Source organism: Polaromonas sp. (assembly GCF_030689685.1).
Taxonomy (GTDB): domain Bacteria; phylum Pseudomonadota; class Gammaproteobacteria; order Burkholderiales; family Burkholderiaceae_C; genus Polaromonas.
In genome coordinates, this window is sequence record NZ_JAUYEY010000082.1 from 1 (window position 1) to 2952 (window position 2952).

Below are 2952 nucleotides of genomic sequence, written 5' to 3' on the forward strand. Positions count from 1 at the left end.
TTGGATTGACCGTTTTATGCATCAAATCGGCCTCTAGGAGCCTGGGTGGCAGAAGGAACGTCGGCTGCAAAGCGACCGCGACGGTCCATTTTTCACCGGCTTTTTGCCCCATAGCTACGGCTATGGCGCTGCAAACCCGGCAAAAACTGTCCTCGCCGGGGCCACTTTTCGCTTCGACGCCTTCTGCCGCCCAGGCTCCTAGCCCATACTGGGCAAGCGCCAACAGCTATCAATTCAGTAGCAAATAAGATATTCAATTGGCGGTGATGCCCTGGGCCTTGATCAATTGCGCCCAGCGTTTGGCGTCCGTCTCGACCAGGCTTTTAAACTCGCCCGGCGTGCTGCCGCTAGCGTCCATGCCCTGGATCGAGAAAGCTTTTTTCACGTCGTCGCTGAGCAGGATCTCGCGGATCTCGCGGTTGTACAAGGCCACCAGCTCCGGCGATGTGCCGGGCGGTGCAAAAATGCCATACCACATGTCCACGCTGACATTGCCGGCTTTGGCCTCGGCCAGCGTCGGCAGCTCGGGCAGCAGCGGATGCCGCTTGTCGCTGCCGATGCCCAGAGCGACCAGGCGCCCGGACTTCACATGCGGCAGCGCCACGTGGATGGGCAAAAACATAGCCTCGATCTGCCCGCCCAGAAGTTCGGTCAGGGCCGGTCCGGTTCCGCGATAAGGAATGTGGGTCACAAACACCCCGGCCGTGGCCTTGAACAACTCCATCGACAAATGATGCGGCGTGCCCACGCCGGGCGAGCCGTAGTTGATGCGGCCTGGCGATTGGCGCGCAGCAGCCACCAGATCGGCGGCACTCTTGAAGCCGGTTTTGGGATGGGCCACCAGGATCAGCTGACCCCAACTGGTCAGCGTGACCGGCGTGAGGTCCTTCACCGGATCAAAAGGCAGTTGCGGGTACAGGCCGGCGTTCATCACCAGCGTGTTGACGGTGACCAGCAAGGTGCTGCCGTTGGGCGCGGCGCGCACCACCGCTTCGGTCCCGATATTGCCGGAGGCGCCAGCGCGGTTGTCCACCACCACCGGCCGGCCGAGACGCTCCGAGAGCTTCGGACCCACGGTGCGGGCAATCAGGTCGATGCCGGTGCCCGGCGTGAAAGGCACGATCAGGCGAATCGGCCCCTGCGGCAAGGTGTTGGCGGCCAGCACTGGCGTGGTTTGGGCCAGCAGGCCCGTGCTGGCGGCCATAGCGGCCAGCAGCAAGCCAATGCGCAGCGCGAGCTGGCGGCAAGGGGAGAAAAGGATGTCCATCAACGATCTTATTTAGTTTGCATGCTAACGAGTGTTGGGCAAAGTACGCAAGGCACAATCCATGAATTCCCTTAGCGCAAGAATTCACGAGAACTTTTTACTGCCGTGCCAGCATTTCACAAGCTCTCCCAACTCTACGCACGCCCCGGCTTTTTGCTGCGCAGAGCGCATCAGATATCTGCCGCCGTTTTTGAAGACGAGTGCCGTAGCGTCGGACTGACGCCGGCCCAGTTTGGCGTGCTCAGCGTGCTGCGGGCGCGGCCCGGGCTGGATCAGTCCAGTCTGGCGAGGGCCTTGGGGTTTGACAAGGTGACCGTGCTGCGCGTGTTGCGCGGTCTGGAAAAGCGAGGGTTGATCGAGCGGGTACCCGCGCCGACAAGCCGGCGCAATCTGGCGATCTCGCTGTCAGAGGCCGGACTGAAGTTGCTCCAGCAGGCGCAAGAGCCGGCCGAACGCGCCTACGACCGCCTGATGGGCCCGCTCAATACTGCGCAGCGCGCGCAACTGGTCGAGCTGCTGCAGCTACTGACCGAAGGGCTGGAGGCTGAGGCACGCGCTGCGTTTGTGCCACCGGATGCGGAGGCGGAGGCGGCTTGACTGTTGTCTGCGCCGGTTACATCAGCGTGATGACCGTTTTCTGAATCTGCTCAAACGCTTCGTCCACGGCTTCATAAAGGCGCTCACTGATACGACCCACCTGTTCGTCTCTCTCCTGAGAAGACCTGGCATTTGCAAGCAGAGGACGCAACAAGGTCCACTGGTTCTGAATCTGCTCGATGACCGAGCGTAGCCCCGGTGTGGCCGTCAGCTAGGCCAGTTGCTGCAGGGCTGAGTTCATCTCTTCGCGCGCCTGAGTTGTGGTCTCTGCAGTGATCCCCGGAAATTTTTCTTTGGAATGCAACAGCAGCCAGTCTCGGGGCAGACGTTGACTCAAATACAGGGTGCGGGCGGCAAGGGAGACCGCGCGCCCGCCAGCGCCTGCGCCTTGAATGCCTTTGAGCAGTTCATCTGCGTCTGCCGTACACCGGTCGGCAGTGTCGATCACAGCCTTCAGAGCACCATCCGACGCAGCAGGCGTCGCCGCCACGGTGCGCAGCGCCTTCATATCGGCCATCACCCGGCCTGCGGACTCGGGCTGTTTGCTAATTTTGATCCAGTCTGGCGCGTGTGACCCCAGCCGATCCAAACCAGCCAGTGCCCGGTTCAAACTCTTTTCAAGCCGGTCATCATTGCCCACCAGACGCCGCTGCACATGCAACTTGGCGACACGCTGGCATTCGGCCTTTACTCCGGCCAGATCGCGAAAAACAGACGCCGGCGTGGCCTGCGCCAACGCGGGCTGCAAGCCTGTCAACGCCAGCAACGCTGCGCCGAACAGAATCGATAGGGCCGCCAGCGTTTTGCTTCTCGCAAAGCAGATGCGAAATTTTGGAGTCTGACTATTCATTTTTTTCTCCAGTTTGAAAATGCCACTGCGAACGGGCGGCGACACTGCCGAGAAATTTTCAGCCCACAACCAGCTAGGCTGAAAAATCGGCACAGACCCTAGTCTTACTGTGTCATAAGTTTAGTCTCGGACTTATCCAATGGCAATGCGGGCAATGACCCAGGGCGCTTGCGAGTGCGACGCTCAGCAGCAGGCGCAGCGTTGTGATCGAGCTTGGCACGTGACGCTGCGCGCGCTG

At 61.0% G+C, this 2952-nt stretch carries 4 protein-coding genes; 1 reads left to right on the forward strand and 3 read right to left on the reverse strand.

Going from position 1 to position 2952, the window contains the following annotated elements; all coding sequences use genetic code 11:
- On the reverse strand, positions 1-223 hold a 223-nt coding region (locus Q8O29_RS17845), incomplete at its 3' end, for a hypothetical protein (RefSeq protein WP_305565248.1).
- 30 nt (positions 224-253) lie between these two features.
- A complete protein-coding gene (locus Q8O29_RS17850; protein ID WP_305565250.1) occupies positions 254-1267 on the reverse strand; it encodes a tripartite tricarboxylate transporter substrate binding protein in 1014 nt (337 codons plus the stop codon).
- A gap of 105 nt (positions 1268-1372) precedes the next feature.
- On the opposite strand from Q8O29_RS17850, the gene Q8O29_RS17855 reads away from it, so the two are divergent.
- Positions 1373-1864, forward strand: a complete 492-nt coding sequence (locus tag Q8O29_RS17855; protein ID WP_305565252.1) for a MarR family winged helix-turn-helix transcriptional regulator — start codon at positions 1373-1375, stop codon at positions 1862-1864.
- 211 nt (positions 1865-2075) lie between these two features.
- On the opposite strand, the gene Q8O29_RS17860 is transcribed toward Q8O29_RS17855, so the two are convergent.
- Entirely contained in the window at positions 2076-2714 is a 639-nt protein-coding gene (locus Q8O29_RS17860; RefSeq protein WP_305565254.1) for a hypothetical protein, read from the reverse strand.
- Positions 2715-2952: the final 238 nt, after the last annotated feature.

Coding starts and splice junctions, on each gene's coding strand:
- Q8O29_RS17850 (WP_305565250.1), bottom strand. CDS start 1,267: ATGGACATCCTTTTCTCCCCTTGCCGCCAGCTCGCGCTGCGCATTGGC.
- Q8O29_RS17860 (WP_305565254.1), bottom strand. CDS start 2,714: ATGAATAGTCAGACTCCAAAATTTCGCATCTGCTTTGCGAGAAGCAAA.